At 43.1% G+C, this 15,636-nt stretch carries 8 protein-coding genes; 5 read left to right on the forward strand and 3 right to left on the reverse strand.

Features of this window, described 5'->3' with window-relative positions:
- Positions 1–89 precede the first annotated feature (89 nt).
- From lysS to NQ546_RS17170, 4 genes are all read left to right on the forward strand, one after another.
- Positions 90–1,814 carry a lysine--tRNA ligase gene (gene lysS / locus NQ546_RS17155; RefSeq protein ID WP_004288500.1) on the forward strand — a complete coding sequence of 575 codons (1,725 nt, stop codon included), beginning with the start codon at positions 90–92 and terminating at the stop codon, positions 1,812–1,814.
- Between the two features lie 3 nt (positions 1,815–1,817).
- Positions 1,818–2,813 (forward strand): NAD(P)H-dependent glycerol-3-phosphate dehydrogenase, encoded by a 996-nt coding sequence (locus NQ546_RS17160; protein WP_004288499.1) that lies wholly within the window; start codon positions 1,818–1,820, stop codon positions 2,811–2,813.
- A gap of 57 nt (positions 2,814–2,870) precedes the next feature.
- Complete coding sequence (locus NQ546_RS17165; protein WP_004288498.1) at positions 2,871–4,208, forward strand: glucose-6-phosphate isomerase; 1,338 nt, start codon at positions 2,871–2,873, stop codon at positions 4,206–4,208.
- A 365-nt stretch (positions 4,209–4,573) separates the two neighbouring features.
- The gene (locus tag NQ546_RS17170) at positions 4,574–7,507 is read left to right on the forward strand and encodes a hybrid sensor histidine kinase/response regulator (protein ID WP_239463463.1); all 2,934 of its coding nucleotides are present in this window, start codon (positions 4,574–4,576) and stop codon (positions 7,505–7,507) included.
- A gap of 17 nt (positions 7,508–7,524) precedes the next feature.
- Here the strand turns inward: NQ546_RS17170 and NQ546_RS17175 are convergent, their stop codons facing one another.
- Positions 7,525–9,108 carry a PAS domain-containing sensor histidine kinase gene (locus tag NQ546_RS17175; protein WP_004288495.1) on the reverse strand — a complete coding sequence of 528 codons (1,584 nt, stop codon included), beginning with the start codon at positions 9,106–9,108 and terminating at the stop codon, positions 7,525–7,527.
- A 159-nt stretch (positions 9,109–9,267) separates the two neighbouring features.
- Between NQ546_RS17175 and NQ546_RS17180 the strand changes: the two genes are divergently transcribed.
- Complete coding sequence (locus NQ546_RS17180) at positions 9,268–9,999, forward strand: HAD-IA family hydrolase (protein ID WP_039952905.1); 732 nt, start codon at positions 9,268–9,270, stop codon at positions 9,997–9,999.
- Between the two features lie 460 nt (positions 10,000–10,459).
- Here NQ546_RS17180 and NQ546_RS17185 read toward each other — a convergent pair whose 3' ends face one another.
- Positions 10,460–13,489, reverse strand: a complete 3,030-nt coding sequence (locus NQ546_RS17185; protein WP_004288493.1) for a glycosyl hydrolase 115 family protein — start codon at positions 13,487–13,489, stop codon at positions 10,460–10,462.
- 512 nt (positions 13,490–14,001) lie between these two features.
- Positions 14,002–15,618: an alpha-L-fucosidase gene (locus NQ546_RS17190; RefSeq protein WP_004288490.1), complete on the reverse strand. Its 1,617-nt coding sequence runs from the start codon at positions 15,616–15,618 to the stop codon at positions 14,002–14,004.
- Between the last annotated feature and the right edge of the window lie 18 nt (positions 15,619–15,636).

Raw genomic sequence — 15,636 nt, forward strand, 5'->3', positions numbered from 1 at the left:
AAGCTATGCGACGAATAAATTCCTCTAAAGATTCGCTTTCTGAAAAATGTTTCGTATTTTTGTCCCCAAATTGAGTGAATTATAGCGAAATGAACGTATTAGAACTAAGTGAACAAGAAATCATTCGTCGCAACAGCATGAATGAACTTCGCGCGATGGGCATCGAGCCCTATCCCGCAGCAGAGTATGTAACCAACGCTTTCTCTACCGATATCAAAGATGAATTTAAAGACGACGCCGAACCGCGCCACGTATCTGTAGCCGGACGCATCATGAGCCGTCGTGTTATGGGAAAAGCCTCTTTTATTGAATTACAGGACTCAAAAGGACGTATCCAAGTATATATTACCCGCGATGACATCTGCCCGGACGAAGATAAGGAAATGTATAATACCGTATTCAAACGCTTGCTTGATTTAGGTGACTTCATCGGCATTGAAGGCTTTGTATTCCGCACCCAAATGGGTGAAATCAGCATCCATGCCCAGAAGCTAACCGTACTTGCCAAGAGCATCAAACCGCTACCTATCGTAAAATATAAGGACGGTGTAGCTTACGACTCTTTTGACGATCCGGAATTGCGTTACCGCCAACGTTACGTTGACCTCATTGTAAACGACGGTGTTAAAGAAACATTTCAAAAGCGTGCCACAATTATCAGGACTATGCGCGCCGCACTGGATGAAGCCGGCTATACGGAAGTGGAAACACCGATTCTCCAATCCATTCCCGGCGGAGCAAGTGCTCGTCCTTTCACTACACACCATAACTCACTAGATATGGATCTCTACCTGCGTATCGCCACCGAGCTTTACCTGAAAAGACTAATCGTAGGCGGTTTTGAAGGTGTGTACGAAATCGGAAAAAACTTCCGCAACGAAGGTATGGACAAGAACCATAACCCGGAATTCACTTGCGTGGAATTGTATGTGCAATATAAAGATTACAATTGGATGATGGGCTTCACCGAGAAGCTGCTTGAGCGTATTTGCATTGCTGTAAACGGAGGAACGGAAACAACGATTGACGGCAAGACCATCAGTTTCAAGGCTCCTTACCGCCGCTTGCCTATCTTGGATGCCATCAAGGAAAAGACCGGCTATGACCTCAACGGCAAGAGCGAAGAGGAAATCCGTCAGATATGCCGCGAACTGAAAATGGAAATTGACGATACCATGGGCAAAGGCAAGCTGATAGACGAAATCTTCGGTGAATTCTGTGAAGGTACATTCATACAGCCTACATTCATCACCGATTACCCGGTGGAAATGAGTCCGCTGACCAAAATGCACCGCAGCAAACCGGGACTGACCGAACGCTTCGAGCTGATGGTGAACGGCAAAGAACTGGCAAACGCATACAGCGAGCTGAACGATCCTATCGATCAGGAAGAACGCTTCAAAGAACAACTGAAACTAAGTGAAAAGGGCGATGACGAAGCTATGTTCATCGACCAGGATTTCTTGAAAGCATTGCAATACGGTATGCCTCCGACATCGGGTATCGGTATCGGTATAGACCGTCTGACTATGTTGATGACTGGTCAGCCGTTTATTCAGGAAGTGTTGTTCTTCCCGCAGATGCGCCCTGAAAAGGTAACTCCGAAAGACGCGCCTGCCAAATTTATGGAACTGGGTATCCCTGAAGAATGGGTTGCAGTCATTCAGAAGGCAGGCTACAACATGGTTGGTGACATGAAAGACGTAAATCCGCAGAAGTTGCACATGGACATTTGCGGCATCAATAAAAAATATAAATTAGAACTGGCAAATCCGACTGTGAAAGATGTAGAAGGTTGGGTTGAGAAAATCTAAGAAATGAAGCTACCCGGTAAAATAGCCATTATGGGCGGAGGAAGTTGGGCCACTGCCATTGCCAAAATGGTATTGGCTCAAGAGGACACTATAAATTGGTATATGCGGCGTGATGACCGCATTGCCGATTTTAAGCGGCTTGGTCACAACCCTGCCTATTTGACGGGCGTCAAGTTCGATACAAAACGTATCAATTTCAATTCAAACATCAACGATGTAGTCAAGGAGTCAGATACACTAATCTTTGTCACTCCTTCTCCTTATCTGAAAGCTCATTTGAAGAAGCTGAAGACAAAAATCAAAGACAAATTCATCATCACAGCTATTAAAGGTATCGTACCTGACGACAACATGATCGTGTCGGAATACTTCACGAAGGAATACGGTGTGCCGACCGAAAACATTGCTGTGCTGGCGGGTCCCTGCCACGCAGAAGAAGTTGCACTTGAACGTCTCTCCTATCTGACGATAGCCTGTCCCGACATAGACAAAGCGGACAAATTTGCCCGCCGTTTGGCCAGTTCATTCATCAAGACCTCCGTCAGTAATGATGTAGCCGGTATTGAGTATGGCTCTGTACTCAAAAATGTATATGCCATTGCCGCCGGTATATGCAGCGGCTTGAAATACGGCGATAACTTCCAGGCTGTACTCATGTCCAACGCCATACAGGAAATGAACCGTTTTCTCCAAACCGTCCATCCATTGAACAGAAGTATCAGTGATTCTGTTTATTTGGGTGATATGCTGGTGACAGGATATTCCAATTTCAGCCGCAACCGCACGTTCGGTACGATGATAGGAAAAGGATATTCCGTAAAAAGCGCTCAAATTGAGATGGAAATGATAGCCGAAGGTTACTACGGAACCAAGTGTATCAAGGAGATCAATAAGCACTATCACGTGAATATGCCGATATTGGATGCTGTGTATAACATTTTATATGAGCGTATCTCACCAATGATTGAAATTAAGTTACTGACCGACTCTTTCCGCTAATAATAATGCGGGAAGAGACAGGGCAGACGAAATACAGTATTTAAAATCTATAATATTATGATTAGTTTGAACATTGAAAAGACTCTTGGATTCATTTCCAAAGAAAACGTTTTCGCCTACGAATCTCAAGTAAAAGCCGCACAGGATGCATTGGAAAATGGTACTGGTAAGGGTAATGACTTTTTAGGCTGGTTACATCTCCCCTCTTCCATCACACAAGAACATCTGGCTGACTTGAAAGCTACCGCACAAGTATTGCGTGATAACTGTGAAGTAGTGGTCGTTGCCGGAATTGGCGGGAGCTACCTCGGTGCACGTGCCGTTATCGAGGCTTTGTCAAACAGTTTCACTTGGTTGCAAGACAAGAAATCCACTCCGGTTATTCTGTATGCAGGACACAACATCGGTGAAGATTATTTGTATGAACTTACCGAATACTTGCAAGATAAGAAATTCGGTGTTATCAATATCTCCAAATCAGGAACCACAACTGAAACGGCTTTGGCTTTCCGCCTACTGAAAAAGCAATGCGAAGACCAACGCGGTAAAGACATGGCAAAAAAAGTCATCGTTGCCATTACAGATGCCAAGAAAGGCGCTGCTCGTGTTACGGCAGACAATGAAGGTTACAAATCTTTCATCATTCCCGATAATGTAGGCGGACGTTTCTCTGTACTTACCCCGGTAGGCCTGTTACCCATCGCAGTAGCAGGTTTCGATATTGAAAAGCTGGTAGCCGGCGCAACGGCCATGGAAAAGCTTTGCGGAAAGGACGTTCCATTTGCTGAAAATCCGGCAGCTATTTATGCAGCCACCCGCAACGAGCTTTATAAGCATGACAAGAAAATTGAAATTCTCGTAAACTTCAACCCCAAACTGCATTATGTAAGCGAATGGTGGAAACAGCTTTATGGAGAATCCGAAGGTAAAGAAAACAAGGGTATTTTCCCGGCAGCCGTAGATTTCTCCACCGACCTACATTCTATGGGGCAATGGATTCAGGAAGGCGAACGCACCATTTACGAAACTGTAATTTCAGTGGAAAAAACCAACCATAAACTGGAAGTTCCAAGTGATGCCCAGAATTTGGACGGACTGAATTTCCTCGCCGGCAAACGTGTGGATGAAGTCAACAAAATGGCAGAATTAGGAACACAGTTGGCCCACGTAGACGGTGGCGTACCCAACATACGCATCGTCATCCCTGCATTGAATGAAGAAAGTATCGGCGGACTGCTGTATTTCTTTGAAAAAGCATGCGGTATCAGTGGCTATCTTTTGGGTGTCAATCCATTCAACCAACCGGGTGTCGAGGCTTACAAGAAAAACATGTTCGCCCTATTGAACAAACCGGGTTACGAAGAAGAATCCAAAGCTATTCGGGCAAGACTGTAAATAACCAACTATATCCAAGGTGTCAAAACTAAACCAGGCTATTAATAGCAAGTTTTAGTCTTGACACCTTTTTCAAAACACATTGCTCGGAAATAGGATCCATATTCCGCAATCCGGCTTTCAACACCAACAGAGGTGCTTCAGAGAAGATACACACATCACCGACAATAACAACAAACCTACATACTATGAGCACACCGATACTCAAAAAAATCCATAGCCTCTGCTTATGCTTACTTTTCATTCAACCTATATTCGCCCTATCGAATAAAAGTTCCCATAACCTTCTGATCATCAATTCATATAACGAACAAGCCGCATGGAGTAACAGTATTATCGTGCCCATTATGCAAGAAGTGGGGAAAATGTCGAACACCAGTGCCTATGTGAGCCACTTGCACTCCATTCTTATTAAAAACGACTCCCTTTACCAGCATTCCGTAAACACGTTATTCCAACGCTATGAAAACACCAAACCCCACTCTGTCGTACTGATAGGCAACATGGCGTTTACTTTACGTGACAGAATCAAGGAAGAATGGGGAGATATCCCCATCATTTTGTGTGCCGGACGGGATAGCTACACCTCGCCCCGGTATAACTATCCGGAGTATGAATCGGCAGAAATACCGAAAGACTCCATCTTTTCCATCTCAGGGCTCAAAGACAAATATAATTTCACTTTCATACTATGCCCTACTTATTGCAAGGAAACCATTGACATGATGATGAAGATACAGCCCGGCATAAAAACATTTATTTTTGCCGCTGACAAACTTTTCATCAACAGGATACACGAAAAAGAGATTAAAAGTTACCTATCATCCAGCTACCCGAACATTGAGTATAAACGCATCTATCCCAATTCCAACCCTGCAGTACCAAACTTGAGAAAGTATCTGCTGACCAATGAAGACCCTACCGTAGGAATGTTATTCGGTTCCTGGTTCTGCGTAAGGGAGAATCTGTTGGGACATCTCATCACAATGTCAACGGAAGATTATCGTTTCATTATGTCGGCCAATAAAGGAGTTTTTACACTAAGAGAGTCCTTCCTCGCAGAAGGCGGTTTCATCGGAGGATACTTCTACGACAATGATGCCACCATAAAGCACTTGTTGCAATGCCTTCGTAGTATCATCAACGGAAGAGAAGCGCGAGACATCCCATTCTATACTCCCGAAAAGAGCTATCCCGTTATTGATTATAATGCACTGAAACAACGGGGGATGTCAGAAAAGCTTTGCCCACCCAACACCCTATTTATCAACAAACCGCCCACGCTATGGCAACGATATAAGTTACAAATTAGCATCTGCCTGTTGATTCTTTCAGTACTGGGCATCGTCTCATACATAAAACATAAATTTCAGCAGAAAGAAATCATGTTGTTAAGAAGCCATAACAAGCTTCTTGAGAACATGCCCGTATTCTACGTGCAGGAACAGGTAATGTTCAATGAAAATGGTATTCCCGAAAGCATGCGCTACATCAATGCCAACATCTTGTTCAAAGAGTTATTTTGCTCCAAGCAAAAGCAGGAACAAGTCAATTCAAGCATGTTTCCTCACCAGACGGAAGAGTATTTTATGCAATTTGCCAGAATTGTTTTTCAAGAAAGAAGGTCGATTGTATTCACCTACTATTTTGAAGAGCAGAACGCCTTCTATGAGGTAATAATACGTCAAGCCGCTGAGGAAAATCTAATAGACATTTTTGGCGTAAATACCACTACCCTACACCAGACACAGGAATTGTTACGAGCCGCCAACAATAAACTGGCATTGGCACTAGACATCGCACATATCATCCCTTGGCATTGGGACCTGCAGAAGCATGCCATCACCTGTGATGCCAACCGTTCTCCTTTCGAACTTGCCACCGGTGTAAAGGATGAACGAGGAGTACGGATTATCCACGAAGCCGACTACTTCAACAACATACACCCTGATGATGCAGAACGGATAAGAGACGACTACCAAGCACTCATCTTAGGCAGAGTAAAGGCACTGAAAGAAGAGTTCCGCACCGTCATCAAAAAAAATGGCAAAGAATACATCAACTGGGTAGAGGCGCGCGCCGTAGTGGAACAGAGGAATGAACAGGGACATCCTATCTCACTCATCGGATCCCTACTTATCATTACCGACCGCAAGCGGAACGAACAGGAACTCATAAATGCCAAAAACCGCGCCGAAGAATCAGACCGGCTGAAGTCAGCTTTCCTTGCAAACATGAGCCACGAAATACGTACGCCACTCAACGCAATCGTAGGCTTCTCCTCCATACTAGCCACAGCGGAAGAAGAGGAAGAAAAAAGTGAATATATCAATATTATAGAGAACAACAACCAACTACTTCTGCAACTTATCAGCGACGTATTGGACATTGCCAAAATTGAAGCCAGTTCACTGGACTTCAACTATTCCAGCCTTGATCTGAATGTTTTAATGAATGAGTTGGAAAGCACCGCCCTTATGCGCATTACCTCTCCGGATGTATGCCTTGAAATGATCCCGGACAGTGACAACTGTTGGGTGATTACCGAACGTAACCGCCTGTCTCAAATCATCATCAACTTACTGAACAATGCCATTAAGTTCACACAAAAAGGTAAAATCACCTTCGGTTACAAACTGCAAAAAGAGAAAATCTATTTTTATGTAACCGATACAGGATGCGGTATTCCGGCAGAAAAACAAGATAAAATTTTTGAACGTTTCATTAAGCTGAATAACTTTGCGCAGGGAACCGGATTGGGCCTTTCTATATGCAAAAGCATAGTAGATGCCATGGGCGGGGAAATAGGAGTAGACTCCAAAGTAGGAAATGGAAGTACTTTCTGGTTTACACTTCCCTACCATACAGGCACCGCAAATGAAAGTACAGACAAGCCCGTTGAACTATCTGAACTCTCCAAAGACAAACAAATAACCATACTTATAGCTGAAGATGACGAAAGCAATTACCGGCTCTTTCATTCCATTTTGCAAAAAGATTTTCAACTAATTCATGCACGCGACGGAAAAGAAGCAGTCGAGCTATATTCCCTTCATCATCCAAACCTCATCCTAATGGATATCAATATGCCCAATATGAACGGATATGAAGCTACTCACCAGATACGAGAGTTATCGAAAAGCATACCAATCATCGCAGTTACGGCATACGCCTATGCTTCGGACAAACAAAAAATAATGGAAAGCGGATTCACAGGTTATATGTCCAAACCACTCAACGCCCGAAAGCTGCAAGATGAAGTATCAGCCACCCTCAAGAAATGCTTCATTTTTACATAGGTCCGATCACCATAAATTCAGCATAAACAAGGAAGCCATACATAGAATGTGCTTCCTTTCCCATATTCGGACTCCACCCAAATCTCACCTCCCATCTGATTGACGATGGACTTGCATATAGGTAGTCCCAAGCCTGTGCCCTGAATGAAAACATTTAACTTCTTGAACCTGTCAAACACTTCCACCAGATTTTTCTCTTCAATACCCAACCCAGTATCTTCCACATAAATCTGCACGCCGTCATTTTTACGGGCATATCCCATTTTAATATATCCCTGTCCGGTAAACTTAGCAGCATTGGTTATCAGATTACCGATAACCTGCGTCAAACGTTCCCGGTCGGTTTTGACCATTAAAGTTTGAAGAGGGTTTTCACAAATAAACTCTACTTCCGGATTACTCACTTTTTCCCTCATCAAGACAGCAAGCTCATCGAACATTGCCGAGAAATCAAATTCATCGTTTTTAAAAGACATATTATCCGAATCCAGCATCGATAGGTTCAGCACGTCTTCAAAAAGATTCAGCAACAAGTTATTATTAAGACTGATAATACGGTTATATTCATCCCGGTCCGTTTGATTTTCAGCCTCTGCCATGAGCTGTGAAAAACCAATAATCGAATTCAGCGGCGTCCTGATCTCATGACTCATATTAGCTATAAATTGCGCCTTCAACGTATCTGCCTGCTCCGCCTTGCTCAAAGCATCACGCAATTGCTCCATCATCTGGTATTGCAAAGTTACATCGTTTCCCACACACACCAACAATTTCTTCCTTTTGAAAGTGAAGGAAAATTTTATGGTTTGCAAATGAGTATGTGTACCCCGGTCGGGAGAAGTAACAATTTCATGAATCAACATAGGGTCACTCTCTTCACAGGAAGTAGCCGCTACATCATCTTGCCTGTATTTGTCAGCCTCTTCTTTCGGAAAAATATCGTAATCAGTCTTGCCTATCAACAGTTCTTTGGGCATATTACACATCTGCTCAAACTTTTGATTGATAATATAAAAACGATAATCATCCTCTATATCCTTAATAAGAATAGCGGATGGTAACTTATGAAAAATGGCTTTCATCATCTGATGCGCTTCCTGCTCATCTTTCATGAGACTTTCCATCATTCTTTCTTTTTGAATATGCTCCGTTATATCGTAAGAGACGCATACCAACAACTGATTTCCTTCAGAAGTTTCTACATACGATTTAGTCGTTTGCAATATAATCTTCTCCTCTCCCTGAAAATGCACCATTTCACGCAATGTAAAATCTCCTCTCATGCTCACTGTCGCTTCATCGTCCCTGCGATATTTCTCTGCCTCTTCAAGTGAGAACAAGTCATAATCTGTTTTCCCTATAACCTCTTGGCGCGATAAATGTTGTATGGAGCAGAAAGCATCATTAACTCTGTAATAGCGAAAACCATTTGTTACATCCTTTATAAAGATTATTGCCTGCATCTTATCTATCAGATGCTGAGAAAAAGAATTCAAAGAGCGATTGGACTCCAGTAGTTCCATTTTTCTTTTCAGCACGCTTAGTTCTTTTTTCAATTGCACATTTTCTCTCTCTAAATTCAGTCTTTCCTGTATGTTCATAGTGGATGTATTAGAACAATGATATACCTAATAAATAGTAAAGTTATGAAATAAAATCAATAAATCTGTAATTTCAATACATAAATGACAATATTCCTATTTTTTTCAAAGTTTGAATACAGATTTTGTGTAATTTTGTGCCCTATACAACAACAAATTATGTTTGAAGTCGCTATTTCCCGTTATCTGAAACACCATGGGCACTCTGACATTCGGTTGAAAGCCGTACTTTTCGATATGGACGGTGTACTTTTTAACTCCATGCCCTATCATGCCGACGCTTGGCACAAGGTCATGGAACGTCGCGGCCTGCATCTAAGTCGTGAAGAAGCCTACATGCACGAAGGACGTACCGGAGCAGCAACAATCAATATCGTCTATCAACGCCAGTACGGACAGGATGCCACTCCCGAACTGATAGAAAGTATCTATGCAGAAAAAAGCGCAGAATTCAACAAGCATCCCGAGCCTGGACGCATGCCCGGTTCCTGGGAAATATTACAGAAAATAAAAGCAGAAGGATTAACTCCCATACTGGTAACCGGTTCTGGTCAACACTCTTTACTGGATCGCCTTGCCCACAATTTTCCCGGCATGTTCCAACGTGAACATATGGTGACCGCCTTTGACGTAAGATATGGAAAGCCCAACCCTGAGCCCTATCTCATGGGACTGGAAAAGGCCGGGATAAAGGCCAATGAAGCCATCGTCGTTGAAAATGCTCCTATCGGTGTACAAGCCGGAGTAGCGGCGGGGATATTCACGATTGCCGTCAATACCGGTCCATTGGATGCACAAGTGCTATTAGATGCAGGAGCCAATTTATTATTTCCATCAATGCAGGCACTCAACGAAAATTGGGAAAAATTACAGCAAGCATTAATCCCATAAAAGTAGCAATCCAACAATCGTAAATGATTTGCTGATCAACTTTCTGTAGCCCACAAACAAACAAGGAGCAAATAATAAAGCCCATAGTTATCTATTTGCAAGATAATTACAGGCTTTTCTTTCAGTAATGCCATTGCGATCCGAGCAAACCTATAGTATACAATGATATCAAACGCTCTCTACGAAAGACTTTTATAATGCTCCCTTCGGAGAAGGATCTATTATAATTTTTAAAAGAGGCATCTACGCATAAAGGCAACACCTCCTTTATAGGTCCTGCATTTCTAAATTACCTGCTTCCTTTCAGGTTCTATATATAAATAATGAATATTGGCACACTAAGTCAGATGTTGCTTATTCAGCCCCCCATAAATAAACATTTATATAAACATAGATCAGTCACTAATATAATTATATTAAAAAATAGGATTCAAGTATAAAACTCGAATCCTATAATTTTCTATTTATACAAAATAGTAGATAGTGGCTTTTCTTCTATAGTTGTAATGCTGTGTTGCTTGGATGGTGCTCCTAAATAACTCGGCCGACTGTTATCCGGATTCACCACAATCTTTTCCAATACAATTTCAGGGTCAACCATATAAACTTTCAGTGTATGGAATCCCGGTTTCTCCACATCTATTTCTACATCCAACCAGCGTATATTATCAAATACTTCATTTCTTAAATACATGCCTTTACCGCTTAGGCCCAAAGTACTTTTAGTGGGGAGTGCTTTCAATACTTTTGATAGAGCAAGGTTTTGGGAATTGTATTCTTCAAAAGTATCGACAAAACCTTTTCGAGCATCCAGTACTATGGGCTTTTTTTCATCTATGCCTACCGCTATGCGGAGTCCGCGTGCCGGATTGACATCTTGGGTAGGTAAAATACCTAAAGCTACTGTTGTTTTTCCTGCCGAAGGAAGGTATATCTTATATTCCAGACGGGCAGCTTTCTTGTGTGTCAATGTGCTGGACGCCGTCACTGGCGTTATTCCCATGCAGCCTTTGCCTCTACCCAAATCCGGAATAAAGACCCAAGCTGCCTGTTTCCCTGAAATGTTGGCATTATAAGCGTGTGCCGGTATGGAGAATTCGGAATGGGCCAGTGTTCCAAAGAACGTCTCTTTGCTATGGGGGAGTGCTGTGTTGACAATCGTTACTTTTACTTCTGCTTTACTCTTGCCGCATACTATTTCTACATTTCCTTCTACCGTACCTTGTGGTGCTTTGGACCAGTCAATGGAAACATGCAGGCGATTGTCCTTAGCTGCTTTGCCCTCGGACTCATCTACCTTTATCCACGGTTGGGAGGTGAGAACTGTATATTCAATTTCTCCTACTCCACGATTGAAAACCTCTATATAATGAGTCTGATTGTTCAGGGCATCGAACACTGGCAATGAAAGCTGTTTTGCCATAAGTGGCCAGGCTGCTTCGCTGCCTTCCACCGCAACACCGAGACTTGGAGAACCCAGCGGATTCACCATTGACAGTTCAGGTAATTCATTGTCCTTGGGCATATACCATTTCGTATAGCCAATATGTTTGTCAGACATCATATGTTTCCATTTTCCGTTGGCTGTTTCATTATTGTAGCGATGACTTAAATGCCAGTCGAGATTGAATAATTCTTTTGCGCGGTCTGCATAATCATTGGCACTGACACGCCCTTGTTTTGCATATAAACGATTTTTGCCGACTGAAAGATAGATCTCAGCCACTCCGGCAGAGGCTTTCACCGGATAGAGTACCAATTGATAATAAGCATCTTTGGCTTCTGGTGATAGTTTGTGTTCCAGTTCCTCGGCTTTTACTGTAAGTTCCTTCCATGCGGCCAACATACGGTCGGCTTCATGGTAATTGACAATGCTGAACACATCGGGAAGTTGCACTTCCGCTTTGCGTAACAAGTTATATTTGGTGTACTTAGATACGATATCGGCTATTTCTCCGGCATATTCTTTCCCAAAAATGTGTCGTGCCCAATCTATCATATAATCTTTTGTTTTATCCGCCGGTATAGCGTCGGGATTCCACGCATAACGCATAATGAAATCGATTGGAAGTTCTTTAGGCTTGATATCACCTACATTGACCACCCAAAGGTCATCGATGCCCGATTGATATGCCAGATGGAGCTGTTCGCGTAATTTAGGTATGGTAGTCGTGGTAACCCACCGGTCATTCCATGGACCACCGTTCATGTCTATGTGGTAATACAATCCCATCCCTCCCTTGCGTTTCTTTTCTTTGTCGGGACCTGTACGCCGAATATACCCCCAGTTGTTATCGCAGAAAAGCAGCATTACATCATCGGGTACTGTAAAACCAGCATCATAATACCGTTGCACTTCGGTGAATATAGCCCATAGCTGGGGGATCTCAGACGGTTCTTTTCCATACACCTCTTTTAATACCTGCCGCTGACCTTCTATAACTTTTTTCAGTACCTGCATATTAGCCTCATCGCCTTCCTTGCTCATCGCCACGTCTCCATCACCTCTCATACCGATAGTTACGACATTTTCGAAGTTTTTATTCCGTTCCATACCCTTACGGAAAAAGTTATCAAGCCGTTCTTTGTTTGTCTTATAGTCCCAAGGACCTACTTCTTCTTTTCTTCGGGTGTATTCTTTATGGGCGCGCATCATTGGTTCATGGTGGGAGGTTCCCATGACAATTCCGTACTCATCGGCCAAAATCGGATTCATCGGATCATCTTCGTTAAATGCACTTGCCCACATGGCGGGCCAGAGGTAGTTAGCCTTCAAACGTAACAACAGCTCAAAAAGATGTACATACATCTTGGAGTTGACGCCACCAAATTTTTCGGTAGCCCAGTTGCCGAAGGAAGGCCACTCGTCATTAATAAAGATGCCCCGGTATTTCACCTTAGGTTCGCCTGATTCGTAATAGCCGGATTTGATATAGGCAGACTTGCGCTTTTGCACAGGAGCATCTGCCCACCAGTACCATGGGGAGACACCTAATTGCTGTGAAAGTTCATAAATACCATATATGGTGCCTCGTTTATCACTGCCGGCAATGACCAGCCCTTGTCGGATGCCGGGACTCGGATTTTCAACAGTTGCTATTACAAAGCTTTCCCATTTCCCTTGCAAGTTCCGAAGCTTTATCTTGCCGGAAGCGGCGAGAGCATCTATAACCTTGCTTTTTCCTAACGTTCCGATTATGATTTCGTACTTCCCGGAAACGGTATCGGCAGATACATTGGTTTTTGCACCGGTCACGCGTTCGATGTCTTTGTGTAAATCGTTGATAGCACGAATTACTCCTTTATAATCATGTGAATCGTAACGGATGGTTGCACATTCCCGGTGGACGTCTACCACAGGAAAATCTTTAATAGCAGTAGCATAGTCATGAACAATAGGAGGGATGACACTCATTGTTTGTTGTGCATTGAGCGACAAGTCACATGCAAACAAGAATAGTATCCCTAAACAAAACATCTTTTTTTTCATAAAATTATTTTTTATTTATTGGTAAATTAATACAAACTCAACAAATTGCAACTATCTATAAATTTAGTAATTAGCAAAGTGAGATTTCAGTTTGTTCTTCTCAGCGCATATCTCATCGCCGTATGCCGTACACAGGGACTTGAGAAACACGACAAAGTTGGTAAAAGGATATACCTTTACTCCCACCTTGTGAAACTTAGCGAGCTGTTTGTCTATGTATTTCGCCCGCTGCTCTATCCACTGCCTTTCCTGCCTATCTTTTATAAGTTCCTTTTTACATTGTCGTATGTAATAGTGAAATTGACGTGCCAGTGTGTCACCGCTCCGCTGAATTTCTAGCTTTCTAAAAATTCCGGATCATTATATTTTGTAACATACGGTTTCTCGCCAGAAGTGTTATGTACCATGTCAAGTACATATTTCATTTTCTCTTGATCATTGGTTATTATTAATATAACCATAGGAATAACTGACAATATTATTTTCATATTATCGTTTGTATAAAAGATGAGCTACTTTGATATTTTCAAAACAGGAGCAATGGCATTTGTGACTATTGGCAACTGTATTTCAAGCCCATTGTCTGTCTGCACGACTTTCAGACAACCATAACCGAGCAGTTCCACTGTGGTGATGTTTTTCTTGAAATGGGGATTACCTTTGGCGAGAGACCTCACGACTACTTTGCCGTCTTCAGGCCATCCGAGAGGGGTGACGTAGAGATATTTCTTCGTCTGGTTGAAACGGATGTCAGCTGATGTCATATTGCTGTACATACCGTCGTTGAATCCCTGAGCCTTAAGCTTGATGTCAGACTCGGCAACTGGACCTTCGCCGAACCTCACCCACGGACGGGTATTGAAGATGCTTTCCTTATTTACTGTCATCCAAGCCTCTATGCCATCAAGTATAGCAGCCTCTTTCTCGTCATACGTACCATCGGCACGCAGAGGAATGCTAAGTAAAAGGTTGCCGTTTTTACTAACTATATCAATGAGTTGTTTTATAACCTCCGTTGCACTCTTGTAGCTACCACGCTCATAGATGCTGGTATTATAGTGCCAGTTTCCAAGGCAGTTGCATGTCTGCCAAGGCTCTTCGACAATCTCATTGGGCGCACCACGCTCCACATCCCATGTGAGGGCTTCGCGCTGTTCGTCGTTGAGCATCTTACCAAACATCACAGCACGCGGATTCTTATTGTAGAAATGCGATGCAATCTTCAATCCGCAGTCACTGATGTCATGAAAGGGCGCAACGGTGACGTCAAAGTAGATGAGGTCGGGATTGTAGCGGTTGATAGCGTCGAGAGTACGGTCATAAAAGTTGGTGACATATTCAAGTGTAGGTAGACAGGCTCCGCCACTCCATGCCCACTGTACGTGCACACGATTGTTTGCCCAAGACTTCTCACTCATGGGATGGTTTTGCGCATAGAGATCCTGCGGATCGTAACCTTCCCACCATTTGCCCTTTCCATCGGCTTTGGTCAGTTTGCCGTCGTAATGTATACCCGCTTTAGGTCCGTTTATGTCGTAACGCTGTGCAGGCTCATACCACAACCATGCGTGGTCAGCGTGGAAACTAATGCCAAGAGGCAAACCATACTTCTTTGACGCTTTTGCCCATCCGGCAATCAAATCCTTCTTCGGCCCCATATTCACAGAATTCCATGGCTGATATTTCGAATCCCAAAGGTCGAAGTTGTCGTGGTGGTTACCGAGGACAAAGATATATTGTGCTCCGAGGCGTTTGTATCTTTCCACGAGTTTGTCAGGATCCCATTTTTCTGCTTTGAAGAGTGGAAGAATATCCTTGAATCCCACCTCTGATGGATGGCCATAATGTTCTTTATGATAATTGTAAGCGTATGTGCCTTCTTTATACATATTGCGTGCCATCCAGTCGCCCGAACCTTCCACGCACTGCGGTCCCCAATGAGCCCAGATGCCGAATTTGGCATCGCGGAACCATTCCGGAGTCTTGTGTTTTCTGAGTGATTCCCACTGCGGCTTATACTGTCCCTCAACCATCTGCTCTTTCTCATTAGTTACAGGTACCTTGTATTCCTGTGCCCATGCTCCTGCTGCGCAAACAGCAAAAAACAAAACAATCAAATAAGTCTTCATTTTTTTATATATAAAGAT

Origin of the sequence: Bacteroides eggerthii (genome assembly GCF_025146565.1) — a bacterium.
Lineage (GTDB): Bacteria > Bacteroidota > Bacteroidia > Bacteroidales > Bacteroidaceae > Bacteroides > Bacteroides eggerthii.

Excerpts from the sequence above, each read along its gene's own strand:
- lysS (WP_004288500.1), top strand. The coding sequence starts at position 90 with ATGAACGTATTAGAACTAAGTGAACAAGAAATCATTCGTCGCAACAGC.
- NQ546_RS17160 (WP_004288499.1), top strand. The coding sequence starts at position 1,818 with ATGAAGCTACCCGGTAAAATAGCCATTATGGGCGGAGGAAGTTGGGCC.
- NQ546_RS17165 (WP_004288498.1), top strand. The coding sequence starts at position 2,871 with ATGATTAGTTTGAACATTGAAAAGACTCTTGGATTCATTTCCAAAGAA.
- NQ546_RS17170 (WP_239463463.1), top strand. The coding sequence starts at position 4,574 with ATGTCGAACACCAGTGCCTATGTGAGCCACTTGCACTCCATTCTTATT.
- NQ546_RS17175 (WP_004288495.1), bottom strand. The coding sequence starts at position 9,108 with ATGAACATACAGGAAAGACTGAATTTAGAGAGAGAAAATGTGCAATTG.
- NQ546_RS17180 (WP_039952905.1), top strand. The coding sequence starts at position 9,268 with ATGTTTGAAGTCGCTATTTCCCGTTATCTGAAACACCATGGGCACTCT.
- NQ546_RS17185 (WP_004288493.1), bottom strand. The coding sequence starts at position 13,489 with ATGAAAAAAAAGATGTTTTGTTTAGGGATACTATTCTTGTTTGCATGT.
- NQ546_RS17190 (WP_004288490.1), bottom strand. The coding sequence starts at position 15,618 with ATGAAGACTTATTTGATTGTTTTGTTTTTTGCTGTTTGCGCAGCAGGA.